The 21,674-nt window shown below is 43.5% G+C and carries 18 protein-coding genes, 1 pseudogene and 1 CRISPR repeat array; of the genes and pseudogenes, 10 read left to right on the top strand and 9 right to left on the bottom strand.

The genetic code is table 11. The annotated features are described in order from the left end of the window. Positions 1-281: 281 nt before the first annotated feature. Positions 282-1,658 carry a phage-shock protein gene (locus ACZ5NG_RS05830; protein WP_464253044.1) on the top strand — a complete coding sequence of 459 codons (1,377 nt, stop codon included), beginning with the start codon at positions 282-284 and terminating at the stop codon, positions 1,656-1,658. Between the two features lie 44 nt (positions 1,659-1,702). On the opposite strand, the pseudogene ACZ5NG_RS05825 reads toward ACZ5NG_RS05830, so the two are convergent. The 5 genes and pseudogenes from ACZ5NG_RS05825 to ACZ5NG_RS05805 all read right to left on the bottom strand — a co-directional run. Then, positions 1,703-2,107: pseudogene (locus tag ACZ5NG_RS05825) on the bottom strand (cupin domain-containing protein); the annotation flags it as partial. Between the two features lie 745 nt (positions 2,108-2,852). Further along, positions 2,853-4,410: a CRISPR direct-repeat array (repeat unit 30 nt; unit sequence GTTTGTAGCCTACCTATGAGGAATTGAAAC). A 574-nt stretch (positions 4,411-4,984) separates the two neighbouring features. Continuing rightward, complete coding sequence (locus ACZ5NG_RS05820; protein ID WP_464253043.1) at positions 4,985-5,359, bottom strand: DUF2680 domain-containing protein; 375 nt, start codon at positions 5,357-5,359, stop codon at positions 4,985-4,987. 88 nt (positions 5,360-5,447) lie between these two features. Further along, on the bottom strand, positions 5,448-6,410 hold the full coding sequence (locus ACZ5NG_RS05815; protein ID WP_464253042.1) for an acyl-CoA dehydratase activase: 963 nt from the start codon (positions 6,408-6,410) through the stop codon (positions 5,448-5,450). A 22-nt stretch (positions 6,411-6,432) separates the two neighbouring features. Further along, positions 6,433-7,539: an acyl-CoA dehydratase activase-related protein gene (locus ACZ5NG_RS05810; protein WP_464253041.1), complete on the bottom strand. Its 1,107-nt coding sequence runs from the start codon at positions 7,537-7,539 to the stop codon at positions 6,433-6,435. Continuing rightward, positions 7,532-8,518: an acyl-CoA dehydratase activase-related protein gene (locus ACZ5NG_RS05805; protein ID WP_464253040.1), complete on the bottom strand. Its 987-nt coding sequence runs from the start codon at positions 8,516-8,518 to the stop codon at positions 7,532-7,534. The genes ACZ5NG_RS05810 and ACZ5NG_RS05805 overlap by 8 nt, the downstream gene beginning before the upstream one ends. A 159-nt stretch (positions 8,519-8,677) precedes the next feature. Between ACZ5NG_RS05805 and ACZ5NG_RS05800 the strand changes: the two genes are divergently transcribed. Continuing rightward, a complete protein-coding gene (locus ACZ5NG_RS05800) occupies positions 8,678-9,202 on the top strand; it encodes an NUDIX domain-containing protein (RefSeq protein ID WP_464253039.1) in 525 nt (174 codons plus the stop codon). A gap of 223 nt (positions 9,203-9,425) precedes the next feature. Here ACZ5NG_RS05800 and minC read toward each other — a convergent pair whose 3' ends face one another. Further along, positions 9,426-10,067, bottom strand: a complete 642-nt coding sequence (gene minC, locus ACZ5NG_RS05795; RefSeq protein WP_464253038.1) for a septum site-determining protein MinC — start codon at positions 10,065-10,067, stop codon at positions 9,426-9,428. Between the two features lie 187 nt (positions 10,068-10,254). Here minC and ACZ5NG_RS05790 point away from each other — a divergent pair, with 187 nt between their 5' ends. Further along, entirely contained in the window at positions 10,255-11,907 is a 1,653-nt protein-coding gene (locus ACZ5NG_RS05790) for an AMP-binding protein (RefSeq protein WP_464253037.1), read from the top strand. A gap of 516 nt (positions 11,908-12,423) precedes the next feature. On the opposite strand, the gene ACZ5NG_RS05785 is transcribed toward ACZ5NG_RS05790, so the two are convergent. The 3 genes from ACZ5NG_RS05785 to ACZ5NG_RS05775 form a co-directional block, all read right to left on the bottom strand. After that, positions 12,424-12,591 (bottom strand): hypothetical protein, encoded by a 168-nt coding sequence (locus ACZ5NG_RS05785; RefSeq protein WP_464253036.1) that lies wholly within the window; start codon positions 12,589-12,591, stop codon positions 12,424-12,426. 85 nt (positions 12,592-12,676) lie between these two features. Further along, positions 12,677-12,862, bottom strand: a complete 186-nt coding sequence (locus tag ACZ5NG_RS05780) for a hypothetical protein (RefSeq protein ID WP_464253035.1) — start codon at positions 12,860-12,862, stop codon at positions 12,677-12,679. A 63-nt stretch (positions 12,863-12,925) separates the two neighbouring features. Further along, positions 12,926-13,294: a hypothetical protein gene (locus ACZ5NG_RS05775; RefSeq protein WP_464253034.1), complete on the bottom strand. Its 369-nt coding sequence runs from the start codon at positions 13,292-13,294 to the stop codon at positions 12,926-12,928. Positions 13,295-13,577: 283 nt separating this feature from the next. On the opposite strand from ACZ5NG_RS05775, the gene ACZ5NG_RS05770 reads away from it, so the two are divergent. The 7 genes from ACZ5NG_RS05770 to ACZ5NG_RS05740 all read left to right on the top strand — a co-directional run bounded on the left by ACZ5NG_RS05770 (position 13,578) and on the right by ACZ5NG_RS05740 (position 21,666). Continuing rightward, positions 13,578-14,057, top strand: coding sequence for a hypothetical protein (locus ACZ5NG_RS05770; protein WP_464253033.1), 480 nt, complete (start codon positions 13,578-13,580; stop codon positions 14,055-14,057). Positions 14,058-14,216: 159 nt separating this feature from the next. Next, positions 14,217-14,477, top strand: a complete 261-nt coding sequence (locus tag ACZ5NG_RS05765) for a small, acid-soluble spore protein, alpha/beta type (RefSeq protein WP_464253032.1) — start codon at positions 14,217-14,219, stop codon at positions 14,475-14,477. 295 nt (positions 14,478-14,772) lie between these two features. Beyond that, positions 14,773-16,686, top strand: a complete 1,914-nt coding sequence (gene glgB / locus ACZ5NG_RS05760) for a 1,4-alpha-glucan branching protein GlgB (RefSeq protein WP_464253031.1) — start codon at positions 14,773-14,775, stop codon at positions 16,684-16,686. An 18-nt stretch (positions 16,687-16,704) separates the two neighbouring features. Next, positions 16,705-17,883, top strand: coding sequence for a glucose-1-phosphate adenylyltransferase (locus ACZ5NG_RS05755; protein WP_464253030.1), 1,179 nt, complete (start codon positions 16,705-16,707; stop codon positions 17,881-17,883). 14 nt (positions 17,884-17,897) lie between these two features. Then, entirely contained in the window at positions 17,898-19,007 is a 1,110-nt protein-coding gene (gene glgD, locus ACZ5NG_RS05750; protein WP_464253029.1) for a glucose-1-phosphate adenylyltransferase subunit GlgD, read from the top strand. Positions 19,008-19,022: 15 nt separating this feature from the next. Beyond that, complete coding sequence (gene glgA, locus ACZ5NG_RS05745; RefSeq protein ID WP_464253028.1) at positions 19,023-20,459, top strand: glycogen synthase GlgA; 1,437 nt, start codon at positions 19,023-19,025, stop codon at positions 20,457-20,459. Between the two features lie 94 nt (positions 20,460-20,553). Then, on the top strand, positions 20,554-21,666 hold the full coding sequence (locus ACZ5NG_RS05740) for a trypsin-like peptidase domain-containing protein (RefSeq protein ID WP_464253027.1): 1,113 nt from the start codon (positions 20,554-20,556) through the stop codon (positions 21,664-21,666). Positions 21,667-21,674: the final 8 nt, after the last annotated feature.

The following is a 21,674-nucleotide window of genomic DNA, read 5'->3' as shown; positions in this document are numbered from 1 at the left end:
ATAACACCCTGCCAGGCCAACTTAATACTCTCCCACTTATTTACTATTATATTCGATATCTTAAGGCAAATACAATACCTGTTTGCCTGCCGGCAGTAAAATTAGGCAACTAAACAAATACTTTATTTTTAAAAGGGAAATAATTATGTAAAAAGGTGTAGGAAATTTTTGGAAAAAAAGTAGCGGTTGGCGCAGGGATATTTTAGCAGAAATTGAATATTAATAATAGGTTAAATTTGGAAAATATGCAATTTATATACTACTCAGGAAGGGATGGTACTGTGAAGGGCAAACTTAGTTCTTTAACTGATGTACTAAAAAAGACATTACTGTTTTTTGACGGTATATCGGCCTCAGATATTGCACCCTATGTACATCAAAAGATGCTGCAGGATTATACTTTAGCGCAGGTGGAAGAAAAAGTAAAGCTGTGTTTAAAGCAAAATCCTTGTTTTATCATGGATGAATATGAAATGTGGCATTTAGATACCAAAGGTTCAAAAGAAAACGACAGCTTTTATAAAATGCTGTTAAAAAAGAACGAGCCGATGAGCTTGCGCGCCGCAAGCAAAAGTTCATCAAGCAAAAAAAGCAAAACAAAAAAACTGGCAGAAGAAGCAAGCCTGCTTACTGACGGCCGTTTTGTGCAGTTAGACGACGGCAACTGGGGCTTAACGGAATGGTGCCTTGAACCCCAGCAGTATTCATTAAAGCACTTAGTAATCAAAGCCTTTAAAATAAATAATTTTCCCCTTACAGCAGAGCAGGTATTGAAAGAGGTGCAGGAATGGCGTTCGACAACTATTGATGCAGTGCAGCAGATTATAAAAAAATATCCTTATTTTGAAAGAGTGGATGAAAATACATATCAATACGATCCCAAACTGCATTATTTGCACGATCAAATGGTAAAGCGCTACTTGGTCATACTGCGGCGGCAAAAGCAAAAGTGGCAGTACGATAGGGAACGCTGGAGTATTAAAGTAAGCAACCTTAAAAAGCAGCTGGAGGAAGTAACGGCCATGCACCGGGAAGTTGCAGCGGCCATGGCGGAAAGAGTTTCTATTATGGATCAGTACCATCATTTATCTACCCAGCTTTCTGAAAAAGATCTGCTGCTGTCAATGCGCAAAAAAGAAATTCTTCGCTATCGCGAACAACTGAAAAAAATGGAAGCAAAAGCCAACAGCATTCTGCATCAGTGCCGCCTGTGGGTAAAAAGGGCCCGGGAGGCAGAAGCAGAAGTAGAAAACCTGAAAAAATACAACGACAAAAATCAGCGCGCTTTAGAAACAATGTTTACCAAACTGCAGCAGTACAAAGAGCGGGACAGAGAAAATAAAAGCAGAATTGCTGAGTTAAAAGATAATTACACCAACCGAATTGCCGAACTGCAGACGGAAATTGTAGAGCTGAAAAGAAAATTAGAGCGGGTGCAGGAAGAATCAGAGTATGAAGAACGCCGCTTATACCAGGATATTAACCAAATGTCCAATGAATTGAAGGAATCATTGGAAAATGTTGAAGAACTACAAAAGTCAATTAAACTGCTGCAACAACAGATAGAACGCTTACAGGAGCAGAAGAAAAAGCTGGAAAACATGATACGGCCGCTGCCGGTAAGATTAATGATTAAACTGGTCAGCGTGTTTAGATAAAAACAGGTACCGGTGGCCGCATAAGCGGCCACAATAAAGGTACCTTACCGATGGTGGTGATTTCTGGCATCTGCTTTAGTTCTATGCACCGTACCAAAGGGGTGCTCAGGCGGCGCATAGATAGAATACAATTTAAGCGGTGTACAGCCGACATTGATCACATTGTGCCATACACCGGCCGGAATTAATATTACATCATCTTCATGTACTCGTCGCCTGAAATACAGGTCATCTTCGCGGTCTCCCATCATCACCAGACCCTGACCTTGCTCGATTCGGATAAACTGATCGACATCGGGATGCATCTCTAAACCGATATCATCGCCAACGTCAATGCTCATTAGGGTAAGTTGCAAAAAACGCCCGGTCCATAAAGCGGTGCGAAAATTATTGTTCAGTAAAGTAGCATCCTCAATGTTAATCACAAAGGGCTGTGACCCATAATCCCTAAACGGAGAAAAATTTGAAGACATAATCAATCTTCCTTCCATGTGTTTTTTATCTATCAAATATTTTATGCTTTGCTTTAGAAACTGTGCAGGGTGGGGGATGGCGGTTACTTTACCGGCTACTGGGGCAGGCTACCGGTTCGTTTCCGTGGCCGGCGTGGTCGGAGAAAACCTCATAAAACACTGCAAAACTATGGCCCCTTCCGGTAAAAATAAAAAAGGGGGTGCCATATGATGCGTGCACGACAAAAAATCGGGTATTGTTTGTAGCGAAACCATAAGGAATTGAAAGTGCACATTAGGCAGAAAATGTGAAGGAAGGTGATGGGGTTATTTTTTAAATCCGATGGATCTAATGGTGGCATCGACAAGTGTAGAAACGAACACAGTTTCTAAGATATAGGTGAATTTACCTTGACCTTATCTGGGATAACGATATTTGTTGCGAATTAGACTAATAATGCGAAGTAGTGGAAATGATCTATAGTCTATTCGTGAACCTTTATTGCGGTTGTGGATTCGCAGAAAAAACCGCCCGCAAGAGCAAAATAAATTTCCGTCGACCTGCAGTAGCGCAAAAACCCTAGGCGATCGACGGAAAAAAATACCCCCAACTATAGAAAAATTGCCAAAAAAATGCTATTATTCTATGTAGAGTGCCGTTTTATATAGAAAATATGAGTGATTTTTGTTGCTAAAACACCCTAATAAGGAAAAATACCAGCTAAAACACCCCGAAAAATGGGTTTGTAGCCTACCTATGAGGAATTGAAACAACGCTGCGCTCGTCAATATCCTTGCCGGGAACTATGGTTTGTAGCCTACCTATGAGGAATTGAAACAGACCTGAAATAACTTTCATTATTCACAACTACGAGTAGTTTGTAGCCTACCTATGAGGAATTGAAACAATTTTGAATATCAACTTTCAAATCTTCTTTCATAGTTTGTAGCCTACCTATGAGGAATTGAAACGCTTTTTCATTTTGAACCATTGAACTTTCATCCAACGTTTGTAGCCTACCTATGAGGAATTGAAACGTCGGCCTTTGAGGTTATCCTGCATCTGCTCAGCCGTTTGTAGCCTACCTATGAGGAATTGAAACTTGCTATATCTTTCAAGGATAACGGCTTGACTTGCTCGTTTGTAGCCTACCTATGAGGAATTGAAACAAGTAAGGTGTATAATCTTTCTTCAAATCAATTATGAGTTTGTAGCCTACCTATGAGGAATTGAAACTCCCAACGGGCAAAACTGGCCAACCAGTGGGGCGCCGTTTGTAGCCTACCTATGAGGAATTGAAACAAGAAAAAAGCAGAACCGAAACCCATTCCTCAACCAGGTTTGTAGCCTACCTATGAGGAATTGAAACTTTTGCCAGGCATGCTGGTAAACCAGCTTGAAATAGCGTTTGTAGCCTACCTATGAGGAATTGAAACGTCCTGATAAGGCGATTGGTACGCTCCAATATGTTGCGTTTGTAGCCTACCTATGAGGAATTGAAACTTAGGTGACAACAATATTTCATCACTGGACTTAAAGTTTGTAGCCTACCTATGAGGAATTGAAACTTAGAATCCTTGAAAGCGGGGTTGAGTAGATGAGCAAGTTTGTAGCCTACCTATGAGGAATTGAAACATTCGAGCTAAATTAGCGAATACCACAGCAGGCAGAGGTTTGTAGCCTACCTATGAGGAATTGAAACCAGAGTATTTGGTTTTTATAGTGCCAATATGGAGGAGTTTGTAGCCTACCTATGAGGAATTGAAACTGCACTCAAGGTGGGTATTCGGTGGAACAATGCGAGTTTGTAGCCTACCTATGAGGAATTGAAACATGGAACAGCTTGGAATTAAGTTGACAGACACCCAAGGTTTGTAGCCTACCTATGAGGAATTGAAACTTTGGCCATTCCTGAAATACAACCAGAAGAAACGACTGTTTGTAGCCTACCTATGAGGAATTGAAACCAGTAATATCTAAACTGGATGACCCAGATGCGTTAGGGTTTGTAGCCTACCTATGAGGAATTGAAACACCCTCATTTATTACGCCTCCGGCGTACCGTCATCAGCGTTTGTAGCCTACCTATGAGGAATTGAAACTGTAGAGTGGCTGGCCAGCAACGCAAGAGATCCTCGTTTGTAGCCTACCTATGAGGAATTGAAACTACAAACGAATGGAGCCCGGAATGTTGGAGGGCTAGGTTTGTAGCCTACCTATGAGGAATTGAAACGTTTTCTTTTCCAGTCACTCATAGTGTTCTCCCTCCGTTTGTAGCCTACCTATGAGGAATTGAAACATACGAGTGCCTCTAATTCTGCCCCGGTGTACCCTTCGTTTGTAGCCTACCTGTCCTGAAAATTAAAATGTACTGCTCCTCAAAAAGACAATAATGTACCAAGCCTGACTCAAGGGCTAGGCATTTAATTCGACGGTGACCTTGTATCCAAGGGATTTCAGCTTCTTGATGGATTGATTGACAATAGTTTTGCGTTCTTCATAATAAGTAGGACCAAGCCCAATATAAAGGTTGCTTGCGTTTAAGCATGTGGTAGAAGATGGTTAAAATGCTATGAGCAACTGCAACGGCAGCACCGTTCGCTCCGCGTCTTGCAGCAAGGCGGTGATACTGACTGGACAAATAAGTATTTTTGGCTCGGGCGGCGGAGGGGAATTGGTTAATGGTGTCTAACAATTCCGGTTCTTCAGGGGTTATTGCCGGGTAAAAGTAAATGGTTTGTGGCCCATCTATAGCTGCCGGCCGGTCAAAAGATATGTTTTCGTGGCAGGTGGGCATTAGGCAGGGAAGAATAGGGTAGAAGGAAAAAAGAAAGGAGTATCGCCAAATGCGATACTCCTGTTTTAATTTAAGGTTAGTTTTGAGCAGCAGGCTGTTGGGTGTTATAAGGGCAGTTGCCGCAGAAACCGCCGCCAAAACCATGTTGACGAAAGCCCATACCCGGGCCGCGTCCCATACCGGGTCCGAATGATGCATCCGGGTTGTCTTCAAGGTATTTTAAGCGGTTTTGCAGGTTGTTTTTCATCTGTGCGGCTTGTTCTTCGGTAATTTGCCCTGCTGCTTGATATTCATCTATCATCTGCATGCGTAATTTAATCATTTGTTGATGCAAGGCATTAATTTTTTGTGCTTGTTCGCTGTTAAGGCCGGCTACATTGGCTGCAAAGGCGGGAATTGCCAATGCAAAAATCGCAACGACTGCAATAATTGTAAGCAACTTTTTGTTCATAGCTCAAAACCTCCTTACCAGATATATTACAATATATCTTGGTAATATGCAAATGTGTGTCGTTGCGATTTAGCGATTGTAGTAAATTTTAATTTTCAACAATGTCCCAGCGCGGGCAGCGGTTACCCCAGCGGCCGATAACTTTGCCCCCTTCCAGAATTTCCACTACTTCACAGGCATTGGAGCAGCCGTCACATTCAAAACTTGATGTATGATATTCGATATCGGTAATGGCAAAGCCTTTGAACTTGGTATGACCGGTTCTTTCTACTTCTTCTTTAGCTAAATAGGCGGCACCGATCGCACCCATTACATTGTAGTAGGGAGGGATAATCACCGGCAGCCCCAGTTCCCGCTCAAAGGCTGCTTTAATGCCAACATTGGCGGCCACTCCGCCTTGGAAGGATATCGGGGCAAGAATTTCTTTGCCCTTACCGACGTTATTTAAATAGTTGCGCACTAAGGCTTCACACAGGCCATTTACAATATCTTCGATTTTATGACCCATCTGCTGTTTGTGAATCATGTCGGATTCAGCAAAAACTGTGCACCTGCCGGCAATGCGCACAGGGTTCTTTGATTTTAGAGCTAACGCGCCAAAATCAGAGATAGGAATATTTAAGCGTGCTGCCTGCTGATCCAAAAATGAACCGGTTCCGGCGGCACAAACAGTGTTCATGGCAAAATCCGTGACAATGCCGTTTCTAATAATAATAATTTTTGAGTCCTGACCGCCAATTTCCAATACCGTTTGCACATTGGGAATGCTGTTTGATGCGGCAATGGCATGGGCGGTAATTTCGTTTTTAATTACGTCTGCACCAATCATTACACCCGCCAGATAACGACCGCTTCCGGTAGTACCCGCGCCCACAATTTCTATATTTTTGCCTTTTAGTAATTCACCGGCCTCTTTAAAGCCTTTTTGAATGGTTTCAATTGGCCGTCCCTGCGTGCGTAGGTAAAGGTTTACATGTATTTGTTCATGCTCATCTATTACTACTATATTTGTACTTACAGAGCCTACATCTACACCCAAGTATGCTTTCATCTTTCAAGTCCCTTTCTTTACTTTATGATACTTCGGTGGCCAGGCGGCCGCCTTGCTGATATTTTTTTCTTTTCAGTAAATCGACAAAAGCTTCCAATCTGGTAAGCATACCGGCCTTACCGGTTTGTTCATCAAGAAAGAAGGTTAATACCGGAAGATCATGCTCTTTGCTCACTTTATTTAATATCGTGCAAGCAACAATTTCCGGAATACAAGTAAAGGGAGCAATTTGGATCATCCCGTCAAACCCCCGCTTGGCGTAAAGCACGGCATGACCCACCGTGTCACGCCCGTGCCCACCGATCATATCGGGTATGTAAGGCTTGGCCGCTTCTGCAACAGTCAGGTGTTCATCTGTGCCGCTGTTTAAATGATCTTGCGTCCAACCGGTGAGAAACATTGAGCGTTCAACCTCTACACCCATGTGACCGAGGGTTTCTTCAAGTTCCAAGTTGCTGGCCGGTTCCAAAAGCACATAAATTTCGCCTGCCAATCCCACTTTAACAATTTGTCTTTCCGGATCCTGCTCAATATCATTAAATGCTTTGATACCGGCTTGTCTGGCTTCTTCAATTTGTTTAAACGTGCGTGCTTCATCCAGCCATTTTTGGGCTTGCAGATATACTCTGCTAGTAGTGCCTTTTTTTAATTCCCTTGGGCGGATGCGATGACTTAACTTTTCCATTTCATCCAAGGCTTTGAGTTTACTCCAACCGCGCTTAATGGCGTCAACAATGGCGCGGATGGATAACTTGGCATTGTTTAATTTTTTTACGTTTTTGATAAAGTTAATCGGATGCTGTTTTGGCGATTCAAAAATTATAAATTCAACCGGATAGCCTAGACTGTGTAAGATAGCTTCGTGTAAACTGGCATAAAGCCCGGCACGACAGGGACCGTACCCCCCGGATGTAACTACTGTATCTGCACCCATTTCGACAGTTTCCAAGTACGTTCCCAAAAGAACCTTGTAGGGGAAACAGGCAAATTCCGGCGCATACTTTACACCGAGATCAAGGGTACGCTTGCTGGGGCGGGGCGGCACAATTACCTCGTTGCCTAAATCCTCCAGCAGCATTTTAAATGCAATGTATGAGTGCCCCATATGCGGATATGTCACTTTACGCATTACGCTTCGCCTCTTTTTTTCGTTTTACCATGTCTACAAAAGCTTCTAAACGAGTGCCTACGCCCGCTTCACCGGTGTGTTCGTCAATGCAAATGCTCATATACGGAATATGGGGATTTTTTTTCGATTCCAGTTCCATAAATTTATCTACCATTGCATCCGGGCCGCAGCCAAAAGCGGTAACATGGATAATGCCGTCGATATTGCCTTTATCAAAGAAATGCAATGACGATCTCATTACCCAATCACTAAAGGTCCAAAACATATTTTTGTGTAACTTTTTTCGCTGCCTGTTAATAAGGTGCTTTGGGATCTGTTCTATTGTTATGGTGTCAACATCTAAGCGATGTAACTTATCTAACAGGTTAACGCTGATATAACCGTCATGAACTATGTAGGGATAGCCCAGTACGGCAAAGCGCAAGCTTTTGGGCTGTGGCTTTAGCTCCAGTTTAGGGTTTTTTAATTTTTTCATTGCCAGCTCGGGAGGGAACCCCTTAAGCAGATATTTATTATAACGGGATAATACATGTTTAGCTTTAAGGTAAGCTTTTAATATAGCCCACTTGTTATCGGTAAATCTGCTGCCAATTTCTTTAAAGGCTTTCCAAATGGCAAAACGTTTTTTGCGCACATCAATACTGGTATCGATTATTTCCGGCAATCCGTCCAGCGCATATTTAATCATGTCCGGTGCCCCTAGAAACTTCGGGCAATAGATGGTTTTGCCGTTAAGGCAGTAAACGCGGGGAATAAATAAAAGATCAACCTTATTTTTTAATGCCTGAACATGGCCAAAAAAAATTTTTACCGGCACACAGGCATCAGCCAGTGCCTCGCGGACACCGGCATCAATAATTTGTCGGGAAGTTTTTTGCGAAGTAACCACTTCAACACCAAGTTCTTCAAAAAAAGTTTTTACCATAGGGTAATACCTATAATAAAACATAGTACGAGGAACACCGATCTTAGTGGTCAAATAATATCCCCCTCTGTTAACGTTGTATAAATGTGCTAGTGAAGGAATGTTATGCTATAATGTTGGTAACAAATATTCTACATAATTAAATTTAAATCCTTCTTTGTAAGTTGCAAAGTAGATCAACAATACAATCTATCGTTTAGGAAGGGATCTAATATGAACTTAACGGAAAAGGTAATATCTTCCCAGATGTTACACAAAGGTAAAATTGTTAACTTAAGAGTTGACTCGGTTGAACTGCCCAACGGCAAAACCGCTGCCAGAGAAGTAGTTGAACATAAAGGGGCGGTAGCGGTAGTGCCGATAACTTCAGAGGGCGAAGTGCTGATGGTGCGCCAGTACCGCCACCCGGTAGAGGAAATTTTATTGGAAATACCGGCCGGCAAATTAGACGCCAATGAGCCGCCGGATGAATGTGTAAAAAGAGAGCTTTTAGAAGAAACCGGCATGGTAGCCGGCAGCCTTGAAAAACTGTTTAGCTTTTATAGCAGCCCGGGCTTCAGCAATGAGATATTACATATCTATGTTGCCAAAGACTTGGTTTACCAAGGGCAGCGATTAGATGAAGATGAGTTTGTAGAATTAGAAAAAATACCGCTGAACAAAGCAAAAGAAATGATTATTCAAGGAAAAATAAAAGACGCCAAAACCATTATTGGCATACTGGCATGTAGTAGCTAGAAGCAAAAAGTAGGGCGGCGGCAGCTTCTTAATGTGCCGCATAATTGCAACTAAACCGCTGTTTGTCTGCACTCCAGCGGTAATTAAAAATTAATTTGCCGGGAATTGCCTTTGCCCTTTCCTTTGTGTGTAAAACCCGCATTTGGCTTGTGGCATGCTGCCTGGGCCTTTAACGTAAAAAAGCACAACGATGAGAATTTCGTTGTGCTTTTACTTTTAATGTTTACGGTTTGTATCTGCTGACAATAATTTGGTTGTCTTTAAGTCGGGCTATTTCCGGATATTCCGGTTCATCATCGGGTGAGGTGGCAATTGCCGATGCAATGCGCAACTGACTGGGGCAAAGCTTGCAGGCAACAACATAAGCCGATGTATCGCCGGTGGCACCGGCATGAACCACTCCGTTAATGCGGCCAAGCACCATGATGCTGCCGCCGGCAATCACTTCTGAGCCGGCATTGACATCTCCTAAGATTACTACGTTGCCGTCATACTGAATAGACTGCCCCGAGCGCAGCGTGCGGCGAACTAACAGGGTTTTTTCACCGGGTCGCTTGGTAAAAGTTTCTTTATCATAATTTATCCGGTTTTCGTTAGTTTTAGGCGAACTTTGTTCAAATGACGGCAGTTTTACTTTTTCGTCATGAATTAAGCCATATTGCGAGCAAATTTGCTGCAGTTCAGCTTTTTGACTTTCGGAAACATTTTCCCCCGGTACCAGAGAAAACCTGGCTCCTCTAAAAAAACCTTTGGCCGATTGCATCTTCTTATGTAAGTAATCTTTTACCTGCTCATAATCGGCATTGGCATCAACCATAATTACCAAGCCCTGCCGGGTTCCCTTGATGCTTACCAGTTCACCCACCGCTATATCTCCTTCCAAAATATTGCATTTATTAAATGTAATTTTTCGACTTTTGCAGGATATTTCCTTCTTAGTGGATAAAAAACATTAAAATGCCGCAATCTTTTGTAAATTAAACGGAGGAAAGTCGCGTTTTTTAGCGAACTACTATCTAACTGCAGTTCAATTTTGGAAACGGAGGATTGTCATGGAGCAGCAACGATACAACATGGAAGATTATGATGCCGAATACCAACAATTTAAATGGAATACGCCGGAGTATTTTAACTTTGCCAATGATGTGGTGGATAGGTGGGCAGAAGATCCGAATAAACAGGCACTTTTTTGGGTGGATGACAACGGCAATGAGGTAAAAAGAACTTTTCTGCAAATAAAAGAACAGTCCTGTCGAGTGGCCAACGTATTGAAAGACAACGGTGTAAAACAGGGCGACCGGGTAATTGTTATTTTACCCCGTCTAATTGAATGGTGGGAAACAATGGTGGGATGTTTGCGTCTGGGTGCCATTATCAGCCCCGGTACCGTGCAGCTTACCGCCAAAGATATAGAATATAGAATTAAAACCAGTGAGGCAGTGGCAATTATCACCGATCAAAGCAATGCTGATAAAGTTGAACAAATTGCCGGCTCATGCCCCACATTAAAAATTAAAATTGTCGTCGGGGAAAAACCCGGTTGGATAAGTTATCATGCGGCAGTTAATGCAGCTTCACCGGAATTTCCCAAAGTAAACACCAAAGGGGATGACGGCGCTTTATTGTTTTTCACCTCCGGTACTACCGGCCAGCCCAAAATGACACTGCATACGCATGTCAGCTATCCCTTTGCCCATAAAGTAACAGGCAAGTATTGGCTGGATTTGACAGAAAATGATTTGCACTGGAATTTGTCGGATACCGGCTGGGGCAAAGCAGCATGGAGTAGCTTGTTTGGCCCTTGGCACCAGGGGGCTTGTCTTTTTGTACATCATGAAGTAGGAAAATTCAACCCCAAACGGATGTTAGAATTACTGGCCAAGTACCCCATTACCACATTATGTGCCGCACCGACAATTTACCGCATGCTGGTGCTGGAAGATTTAGCAAGCTATAAGTTTCCACATTTAAGGCACTGTGTGGGGGCAGGGGAGCCGCTTAACCCTGAAGTGATTAATATCTGGAAAAAACATACCGGTTTAACCATTAGAGACGGCTACGGTCAAACGGAAACGGTGGTAGTGGTTGGCAATTTCTTGTGTCTGCCGGTACGCCAGGGGGCAATGGGTAAACCCACACCCGGCTTCAAAGTGGCCATTATTGATCATCTGGGCAATGAACTGCCGCCCGGCAAGGAAGGCGATATTGCCATTGAAATAGAACCGGAACCGCCGGCAGGTCTTTTTAAGGAATACTGGCGGGATCCCATGAAAACACTGGCTACCCGCCGCGGCAAGTGGTATGTTACCGGAGACAGGGGTGTTAAAGACGAAGACGGCTATTTTTGGTTTGTCGGCCGTGCCGATGACGTAATTTTATCTTCCGGTTATCGCATTGGCCCCTTTGAGGTGGAAAGTGCGCTTTTGGAACATCCGGCAGTTGCCGAAGCGGCAGTAGTAGCCAGCCCCGATGAACTGCGCGGTGAGATTGTCAAAGCATTTGTAGTTTTGGCAGAGGGGCATGAACCGTCAGCAGGGTTAATTAAAGAACTGCAAAATCATGTGAAAAAGACTACCGCGCCCTATAAATACCCCAGAGAAATTGAGTTTATGGATGAACTGCCCAAAACGGTAAGCGGTAAAATACTCCGCGTCCAGCTAAGGCAAATGGAGCGGCTGAAAAAAGGTCTGCCGCCCCTAAGATAACTTTTCATTGACCACTGACACAAAAAAGGGCTGAAGCACTGCGAGAATTTAGTTTGCAGTACTTCAGCCCATATATTTCTTTATTCTTAATTATGAACTTTAAATTTAATCGGCTGCCGCTAATAATAGTAAAAACAGAAAAATTCATTAATTTTGCTTTGCATGCCCAAATCTAAAATTCATAATTAATTACGCGCACATTTTCATTAATCATTCCGAGCGTAAAGGCAAAAGTTTTTGCAGCTAGGTGAATAGTACGATGATACACAATCTTCCGGATAGCCGGGCAGTGCTGCATAGCAGGCAGGAGTGTTAGCCGGCTTGGCATAGCTGCATTTTACACATACCGGCGAGCAACCAAAGCGCAGACAAATGCTTCCCCGAGTGCCGATTTTAACCGGATAGTAGCATTGCGGTAATGGTATTTTTTGTGTTGCGTTAGTCCTCATAATATCACCTCGGGATAGTTTGTTACTTAATTAACTAATTATACACCATAATTTTACAATAGTAAAGTCATTGCTGAGTGAGTTTTATATAATCACAAATCGCTTCTTCAATAATCTCATTAAGGGTTTTTCCCTGTTCCGCCGCTAAAGTGGCAATTTTTATGGTTACTCTGGGTGGTATATATATTTCAATTTTATCTAATACCGTTTTATCCATTCCTTTGCAATTATCCATAAAAACACCTCCTGAGGGCATCATATGCCGCTAGTGTTACAGAGGTTCTGTGAAAATGTTGGGGTCGGATTTACCGACCCCAACATTAATTAATATTGGTGATTGGCTCTTTATCAATCGGCATCTGCTCCGGATGAGCTTTATTATCTATGCCGCTGTCTGTATTTTTCCCAGCGAATATTTTGATAATAAAAATTAACAGCAAAATTATACTGCCTATATGCAATAGCAGGCCGAAGGGCGATTTGTAGTTATCCGGCAGACTAAACATAACATCACTCCCAAGTTTTTTATTATTTTTCCGCTTGGGTGTGATGTTATACTTTAACAATAATTATTCTTGCGCTTCAGATTCACTAGCCGGCTTAGTGTTGAATTTTTCATCCCCGAACTGATTTTGTTCAGGTGGATAGCCAAAGGGCTGCTGCTGATATCCGTTGTAATTAGGTGTTTGGGGCAAACTGAACATATAGTGTTGTGCCTCCTGAACACTGGTTTGGAAGGAGTTTATTCCCATGCGCAGTGTGCGCATGGTGTTTGTCAGCGAATCAACTATATTCAGCACCTGTTCCAGTTGTTTTTCCAGATGCGGGTGATTCATCAAGGCCATCATAGTTAAGGATTGAATCAGAGGTTCTATGTTTATCGGGGGTGGTGGCGGTGGATAGCGATGCCCGGCTCGTGGATCTTGGTTTTCTTTCACTTAATAACCTCCTTTCGCCAGTTTATGCCATGCTATATGATACGAAATTTTTAAAAAGTTGTTACTTGAATTTAATAATTGCTATTAAATACAAGTAGTGGCAGTTTTACAGCTGTTTCATATGATGTGATAAGACAAAAACCCCGGTTACGGCCGGGGTAAGATAATTAGACTTTTTTTGTAGAGGCAAGCGACAAAACTAGTCAGCTTCTCCAAAGGAAAAAAATAACTTTCCATTGAAGAAGTAATATAAAATTTAACTGCCAAAGAAGGTGAGAGATTAGTGTTACTTCTTTCAGACGTGCAGGAAAAAGCCCATCAGTTTAAAGAGGCTGCGCTTGCATTAAATAGAGATTACAAAGATATTCTACAACAGATAAGTGTGGTCAAGCTCATTGAGTTGGAGCCGGAAAAAATTGTTAATGCCGCAAAAAATAAAGAAATCCCCTTTGCCGGCAAAAACGGAGCCTTGTCATTTTTGCTCGTCAAAAAAAAGCTGCTTGAATTGCAAAACTTATTTTATGACTTTTCTGAATTTATTGAGCCGATGGATTTACTACCCTTATTGGAGCGGGATGAGTATCGCTATGTAATGACCAGCGCCCGGGAAAACAGGCAAGATCTTAAGTCAGCCTGCCGCATCGGTAACATTATCTTTGCTACCGTTGTGCAGAAGGTTGTTATAGATGATACGCGATGGAACTTAATGTTGTATCGCATCAAAAAAAAGTGGCAAAAAAAGTTTATCAAACGCGTAGTTTAAAAGTTTTGTAAAAACCTCTGTTTATGCAAACAGAGGTTTTTATGTTTGGTTATGACATCAATGCTAGATTTTTTCACACATTATATTTATCTGTACAGCCATAATAAAGACAGAGCCGCATAACAAAATAAAAAAATAAAAAAAGGAGGGATTTTTTAAATGGCTCGTAGCAGTAATCAACCTGTAAAAGCAGCTGCATCCAGTGCTCTTGAACAAATGAAGTATGAAATTGCCAGCGAACTGGGAATTACTAACTATGCACAAATGGACAAAGGTCAGCTTCCCAGCCGCGTAAACGGTTATGTTGGCGGTAATATGACCAAGAGACTGGTTGCATATGCTGAACAAGCATTAAGCAACGGCCAAATTTCTCAAGTTACCAACCAAAATGTTCAGTTAGAAACTCCTCAACAGCAATAGCATCCTCATACGCTAAGGGCATTAATCATAAAGCAACGGGCAGATGGTTAATGAACCCTAACTGCAGCGGAACCGTCCTCAAATCTTTGAGGACGGTTTTACTTTTTGTATGGAAGGGTAAATGATAAGGCTAATTTGTTTCTCAAACAATTAGGCCGTTGATATTAACATTATCTCAAAATTATGTAAAATTATACTGCCTTTTGCAGAAAAATTTAAAAATTTTATTAGAGGAAAATTATGGAAAATATCGTAACTATTCAAGTAGTACTTAAATCATTGAGAGGCATAAAAGATGGATGTTAATAATAATATCATCGAAGCGATCAAATTATTCTTACAAGGCAATAATTACCGCAGCTATTTATTGTTTGGGGCACATCCGCAAATATATAAGGGTCAGTATGGGGTGCGCTTTGCGGTGTATGCCCCCCATGCCCGGGCAGTTAATTTAGTCGGTGATTTTAACCATTGGCAGGGTAAACATCATCCGATGCGGCAAATTGGCTCCAGCGGTGTATGGCAAATATTTGTTCCCGGGTTAAAGCCCGGCTGTTTATATAAATACGAAATTCATCCCCATAGCGGTGAGGCCTTTTTAAAGGCAGATCCATATGCCTTTCATGCCGAGGTAAGACCGGCAACCGCCTCCCGGGTGGCGACACTTGACTATCAATGGCATGACGACTTGTGGCAGCAGAAGAAATCTTCCGCCCTGTATGATCAACCGCTGAATATTTATGAACTGCATTTAGGTTCCTGGAAGAGAAAAAGCAACGGAGATTTTTTAAACTTCCGCGAACTGGCCAATCAATTGGTTAAAGAAATGTCGGCCTTAGGCTATACTCACGTAGAACTGTTGCCGATAACCGAACATCCCTACGACGGCTCATGGGGCTACCAAACTACCGGTTACTTTGCCCCCACCAGTAGATATGGCGATCCGCAAGATTTTATGTACTTTGTTGATACCTGTCATCGCCATGGCATCGGTGTCATTTTGGATTGGGTGCCGGGGCATTTTTGCAAAGACGCCCATGGTTTAATTAAATTTGACGGCGAGGCCCTCTACGAACATGAAAACCCTTTGCGCAGTGAAAACCGGCAGTGGGGAACCTTGAGCTTTGATTTTAGCAAGCAGCATGTAGTTAGCTTTTTAATTTCCAATGCCATATTTTGGCTGGACGTTTACCATGTAGACGGTTTAAGAGTAGATGCGGTAAGCCAAATGCTTTATCTTGACTTTGATAAGCATGACGGGCAGTGGCTGCCCAATGTTTATGGCGGCAATGAAAACTTAGAAGCAATAGCCTTTTTAAAAAAGCTGAATGAAGTTGTTTTTAAGGAATTTCCCCACACCTTAATGATTGCGGAGGAGTCTTCTAATTGGCCGCAGGTCACCAAACCTACTTATGTGGGCGGGCTGGGGTTTAATTATAAATGGAATATGGGCTGGATGAACGATGTGCTGCGCTATATGGAAATGGATCCCATTCACCGCAAGTGGCATCATAATTTATTGACTTTTTCCTTTACCTATGCTTTTTCAGAAAACTATATTCTTTCGCTGTCACACGATGAGGTCACGCAGGGGAAAAGATCCCTTTTGTCTAAAATGCCGGGAGATTACTGGCAGAAATTTGCCGGCTTACGCCTGCTTTACGGCTACATGTACACGCACCCGGGCAAAAAGCTTTTGTTTATGGGCGCAGAATTCGGTCAGTTCAGTGAGTGGCAGTACCAGAAAGAATTAGATTGGCAGCTGTTGGATTATGAAATGCACTACAGGCTGTATCGTTATGTGCGGGATTTAAATGCCTTTTATCTAAAAGAAAAAGCCCTTTGGCAGCTGGATCACCAATGGCAGGGCTTTGAGTGGATAGATCCGCAGGATTACAGCCAAAGTGTGATTACATTTATGAGAAAAGGCTATGACCCGGATGACTTTTTAGTGGTGGTAGCCAATTTTACGCCGGTTGTACGCGAAAATTACCGCATTGGCGTGCCCCGGCCGGGAATTTATCAAGAAGTTTGGAACAGCGATTTAACGGTATACGGGGGATCGGGGCAGCAAAATGAAAGACTTTTACCCTCTCAACCGCTGCCTTGGCATAACCGGCAGTATTCGCTGGTAATTAAACTTCCCCCGTTGGCGGTAATTTGTTTAAAGCGGACAGTTAAACCCCAAAATATGGAAACAAACGGTTAAGGTGAGGAGGTGGGATATTTGCGCAAAAAGGAATGTATTGCCATGTTGCTTGCCGGCGGTCAGGGGAGCAGGCTGGGGGTACTGACCAAGCAACTGGCTAAACCCGCTCTGCCTTTTGGCGGCAAATACCGCATTATTGATTTCACCTTAAGCAACTGCTTTAATTCCGGTATAGATACGGTAGGGGTGCTGACCCAGTATCAACCGCTGGTTTTAAATTCCTATATCGGCATTGGCTCCCCTTGGGATTTAGATCGTAAAAACGGAGGGGTAGTACTGCTGCCGCCTTTTGTTAGAGAAAAAGGCGGGGAATGGTACAAGGGTACTGCCAATGCGGTTTATCAAAACATAAATTTTGTGGATCTTTACCAACCGGATTATGTTCTCGTGCTGTCCGGAGATCACATTTATAAAATGGATTATTCCTTAATGCTTGAATATCACAAAGAGAAGGCGGCGGATGCCACCATTGCGGTAATTGAAGTAGCACCGGCGGAAGCAAGCCGATTTGGCATTTTAAGTACAATGCCTGACGGCAGAATTGTGGAATTTGAAGAAAAGCCGCGGCAGCCAAAAAGCAATTTAGCGTCAATGGGCATTTATATCTTTAATTGGCCGCTGTTAAAACTTTACTTGGCGGCAGATGAACAAGACTGCCATTCCAGCAATGACTTCGGTAAAAATATCATTCCCAAAATGTTGAAAAGCGGCCAAAGGATGTATGCCTATCCCTTTAAAGGCTATTGGAAGGATGTCGGTACGGTGGAAAGTTTGTGGCAGGCAAATATGGATTTGCTAAATTCACCGCCGCAGTTAGATCTTCACGACCCAAAGTGGCCCATTTACTCCGCCTGCCCGGCATTGCCGCCGCAGTATATATCGCCGAAAGCGGAAGTGATCAATTCAATTGTCAGTGAGGGCTGTATGGTAGCCGGTAAAGTAAGGCATTCTGTTTTGTTTAACGGGGCTTATGTGGGTGAAGGTGCGGAAGTAGTTGAATCCGTCATTTTGCCTGATGCCAAAATTGGGGCGCAGGCCAAGGTTTATCGCGCTATTGTCTGTGAAGGGGCAACAGTGGCGAGTTACAGCCGGGTAGGAATTAATGCCCGGCGAAAAAGGAAGATTAACAGCGGCATTACCCTAGTGGGTGAAAATGAGGTTATTATCGCCGATGCCGTGCTAAGCACGGGGATGTAAAAGGAGCAATTTTTATGAATAATGTGATGGGAATTATCAATTTGCTGGAAAGTGAAGATTCCTTAGGCAGTTTAACGCGGCATCGCCCGCTGGCGGCGGTGCCTTTTGGCGGGCGTTACCGGGTGATTGATTTTGTCTTGTCCAGCATGGTTAATTCCGGCATGCAAAATATCGCCGTGCTGACCCAAAACAAGCACCGTTCATTGATTGATCATTTGAGATCCGGCAAAGAGTGGGATTTAGACCGCAAGCGGGACGGTTTGTTTATTTTTCCTCCCGATCATCAAGGTGCAGACAAAGGAAGCTGGCAAAGCTTTTACAACAACCTGGATTATTTACATAAAAGCCGCCAAAAATACGTGCTGATAGCGGGAGGCAATATTATCTGCAACACCGATTTTCACCGGGCGTTAGAATTTCACATAAAAAACAATGCCGACATCACTTTGATTTATAAAGAAATTACAGGAGAGCAGCAAAAAGATTTTGCCAATGCTGCCAGGGTAAAAGTGGGGGCAGACGGCCGGGTAACTGATATCGAAGTAAATCCCGGTAAAATCAGCGACCATAAAGTTTCTTTAAATATGTATATCATGGAAAAAGCGCTGCTGATTGATTTAATTGAAGCCTGTTTTTCCGGCGGCTGCAATGATTTGATAAGGGATGGATTACTGAAAAACATCGGCATGCTGCGGGTATATGGTTATCGGTTTGTTGATTATTGTGCCCGGATTAATTCCGTAGAAAGTTATTACCGCCACAGCATGCAGCTGCTTAAATATCAGGTATGGAAGCAGTTGTTTTTCCACCCCGGACAGATTTATAGCAAAGTAAAAGACGCCGCCCCGGCGAAATACCTTCCGGGCTGCCGGGTTAAAAATTCACTGGTGGCCAACGGCTGCGTGATTGAAGGGACGGTAGAAAACAGCATTCTTTTCAACAATGTTAAAGTGCGTAAAGGCGCGTACGTAAAAGACAGTATTATTATGCAGCAAACGGAAATAGCGGAAAATGCGGTACTAAAAAACGTAATTACCGACAAAGAAGTATGTGTTTCTGCGGAAACACAACTTTTGGGTAATAAAAACTATCCTGTTTTAATTGATAAACAGGCAACAGTATGACAGAAGGTGAAGAAATTGCAAGTGCTGATTGTGGCGGCGGAAGCGGCCCCCTTTGTGCGTACCGGAGGCTTGGCGGAAGTGATCGGCTCGCTGCCGAAGGAACTGCGCAGGCAAAAGGTTGACGTAAGAGTGGTAATACCGAAACATGGGGATATGGCTGCCGAATATAAAAATAAAATGACACTAAAAAAAAGATTAACCGTAAGGCTTGCTTGGCGCAGGCAGTACTGCGGCATTGAGTACCTGGAGTATCATGGCGTGCCCTTTTATTTTATTGACAATGAGTACTACTATAAGCGGCAGGGGATATACGGCTATGGCGACGATGGGGAACGCTACGCCTTTTTTTGCCGGGCGGTGGTAGAGGCGCTGCCGCAACTGGATTTTACCCCCCAAATACTGCACTGTCACGATTGGCATGCAGCATTGGCCCCATTATATCTGCGCCGCTGCTCTTACGCAGAAAACATCCGCACCATGTTTACCATTCATAATCTCAAATATCAAGGGGTATTTAGCAAAAACATCTTAGGCGATGTGCTGGGCCTGGGGGATGAATACTTTACCATAGACGGTCTGGAATTTTACGGCATGGTAAACTTGATGAAGGCCGGCATTATTTACTCCGATATAATCACTACTGTCAGCCCCACCTATGCCTTAGAAATTCAAACCCCCTATTTCGGCGAAAGGCTGGAGGGTTTGTTAAGGCAGCGGCAAAATAACTTGTACGGCATTTTAAACGGCATTGATTATGAGGTTTACAATCCGGAAACCGACCCCCATATTTTTGCCCGGTACGGCGCCGATAGCGCCTTGGAAAAAAAGGCGGAAAATAAGTTGCAGCTGCAGCAAAAACTGGGACTTCCGCAGCGGGCAGATGTGCCTTTAATGGCGATGGTTTCTCGCCTGGTGACGCAAAAGGGGCTGGATTTGCTGGCCCATGTTTTGGAAGAACTGCTGGCGGTACTGGATATCCAAATGGTGATCATGGGTTCCGGCGAGCAGAGGTTTGAAAATTTATTTACTTATGCCGCCGAAAAATACCCGGATAAACTGGCTGTAATTTTAGATTACCGGGAACCATTGGCCCACCGAATTTATGCCGCCGCGGACATTTACCTAATGCCGTCACTGTTTGAACCTTGCGGCATAGGCCAAATGATTGCTTTGCGCTACGGCTGTGTACCGATCGTCCGGGAAACCGGCGGTTTAAAAGATACCGTGCGTTCATTCAACGAGTACACCGGCGAAGGTAACGGCTTTAGCTTTGCCAACTACAACGCACATGAAATGCTGTTTACCGTTCAAAGGGCGGTTCGCTTCTATCATCAAAAAGATATTTGGCAGAGCATTGTAAAACAGGCCATGCAGTGCGACTACAGCTGGCGGACTTCGGCAAAACAGTATATTAATTTGTATCAGTGTCTAATGAATGACCCGGGAAAATAAAAATTTTCCCGGGTTTTTTAATGTTCTTTTAAGGTACGATTACTAAAATAAATTTAACACTAAAAGCATTTAAATTTTAGGAGGGGATATAAATATGGATGCGAACAATAGGCGGTGGTGGAAAAAACCGACAGTAATCACAGCAGGCCTATTACTGCTAGCGGTAGTGGCCTTGGTCGGTTGGGAGTGGACTTACCCCCAACAGCACACGGTAAGTATTAACGATACTCCCGCACTTGCCGAAGCAGGGGTGATTCGGCCGGCGGATATCGCCGATGTGGTAGAAAAAGTCGCTCCCAGTGTGGTTAAAATTGAAACGGTGGTTAAATCTACCGTATACTACGACAACCCGTTTTTAAACGACCCATTCTTTAGAGAGTTTTTCGGCGATCAGCTGCCGCGCTCGTCAACCCAGGTAAGAACGGGGTTAGGTTCGGGTTTTATAGTGTCTGAAGAGGGCTATATTGTCACCAATGAGCACGTCATTGAGGGCGCGACGGAAATTAACGTTGTTCTTTCCACCAACAAAACTTATCCGGCGCAGTTAGTTGCCGCTGATGAAAAGCTGGATTTGGCGGTAATTAAAATTGACGCCAAAGAGAAATTGCCGGCATTAGAATTTGGCAATTCTGATAAGGTGCGGGTAGGCGATTGGGTAATTGCCATCGGCAACCCCTACGGGCTGGATCACACAGTAACGGTAGGGGTAATCAGTGCCAAGGGACGACCGGTTACCATTGAAAATCGACGCTTCCAAAACTTGCTGCAAACCGATGCCTCAATTAACCCGGGTAACTCCGGCGGCCCGCTAATTGATTTAAACGGCCGGGTAATCGGCGTGAACACGGCGGTTAACGCCAGTGCCCAGGGTATTGGGTTTGCCATTCCCTCTTCTACGGCTGCGTCAGTGTACAACCAGCTGGTGACCAAGGGCAGTGTTGATCATCCGTATCTGGGGGTAAGCATTCAAGCAACCCAGGATAATAAGGGTGTATTGGTTGCCGGTGTAGAAAAAGGCAGTGCCGCTGATAAAGCGGGCATTATTACCGGTGATGTTATTTTAAAATTTAACAACAAATCCCTCAGCACCCCGCAGGATTTAATGGATGCCGTAGCCGCAACCCAGCCGGGGGATAAAGTACCGGTTTACATTTCCCGTGGCGGCAAAACCCAAAACATTGATATAATAATGGGCAGTAAAAGCTAAAGAACGGG

The organism is Desulfovectis peckii (assembly GCF_055391705.1).
This window is presented reverse-complemented; position numbering and strand designations above follow the sequence as displayed.

What these genes read in the sequence shown, in the direction of transcription:
- ACZ5NG_RS05815 (WP_464253042.1), bottom strand. Translation starts at nt 6,410, where the DNA reads ATGAAAGCATACTTGGGTGTAGATGTAGGCTCTGTAAGTACAAATATA.
- ACZ5NG_RS05820 (WP_464253043.1), bottom strand. Translation starts at nt 5,359, where the DNA reads ATGAACAAAAAGTTGCTTACAATTATTGCAGTCGTTGCGATTTTTGCA.
- ACZ5NG_RS05785 (WP_464253036.1), bottom strand. Translation starts at nt 12,591, where the DNA reads ATGGATAATTGCAAAGGAATGGATAAAACGGTATTAGATAAAATTGAA.
- glgB (WP_464253031.1), top strand. Translation starts at nt 14,773, where the DNA reads ATGGATGTTAATAATAATATCATCGAAGCGATCAAATTATTCTTACAA.
- ACZ5NG_RS05810 (WP_464253041.1), bottom strand. Translation starts at nt 7,539, where the DNA reads ATGCGTAAAGTGACATATCCGCATATGGGGCACTCATACATTGCATTT.
- ACZ5NG_RS05800 (WP_464253039.1), top strand. Translation starts at nt 8,678, where the DNA reads ATGAACTTAACGGAAAAGGTAATATCTTCCCAGATGTTACACAAAGGT.
- ACZ5NG_RS05765 (WP_464253032.1), top strand. Translation starts at nt 14,217, where the DNA reads ATGGCTCGTAGCAGTAATCAACCTGTAAAAGCAGCTGCATCCAGTGCT.
- glgD (WP_464253029.1), top strand. Translation starts at nt 17,898, where the DNA reads ATGAATAATGTGATGGGAATTATCAATTTGCTGGAAAGTGAAGATTCC.
- ACZ5NG_RS05740 (WP_464253027.1), top strand. Translation starts at nt 20,554, where the DNA reads ATGGATGCGAACAATAGGCGGTGGTGGAAAAAACCGACAGTAATCACA.
- ACZ5NG_RS05780 (WP_464253035.1), bottom strand. Translation starts at nt 12,862, where the DNA reads ATGTTTAGTCTGCCGGATAACTACAAATCGCCCTTCGGCCTGCTATTG.
- ACZ5NG_RS05790 (WP_464253037.1), top strand. Translation starts at nt 10,255, where the DNA reads ATGGAGCAGCAACGATACAACATGGAAGATTATGATGCCGAATACCAA.